Origin of the sequence: Vibrio sp. 10N.222.52.C12, assembly GCF_041474215.1 — a bacterium.
GTDB classification, from domain to species: domain Bacteria; phylum Pseudomonadota; class Gammaproteobacteria; order Enterobacterales; family Vibrionaceae; genus Vibrio; species Vibrio crassostreae_C.
The window spans coordinates 1-209 of record NZ_JBFRTR010000249.1; the positions used below are offsets into that span (position 1 = coordinate 1).

The 209-nt window shown below is 40.7% G+C and carries 1 tRNA gene; it reads right to left on the reverse strand.

Features of this window, described 5'->3' with window-relative positions:
- Nucleotides 1–61 precede the first annotated feature (61 nt).
- Nucleotides 62–137: transfer RNA gene (locus tag AB4623_RS24150), tRNA-Glu, on the reverse strand.
- Between the last annotated feature and the right edge of the window lie 72 nt (nucleotides 138–209).

The window sequence follows — 209 nt, forward strand, 5'->3', positions numbered from 1 at the left end:
AAGAGCTTGATTCAATAAAATGAACCATTTTTAAAAACACTTAAATAAATGTGCTTAAAGATGGTATCCCGTAGGGGAGTCGAACCCCTGTTACCGCCGTGAAAGGGCGGTGTCCTAGGCCTCTAGACGAACGGGACATAGGTTACTCTTAACTGTTTAAACATATCAATCTGTGTGGACACTTATCGTGAATATCTTCGTATAAGGAG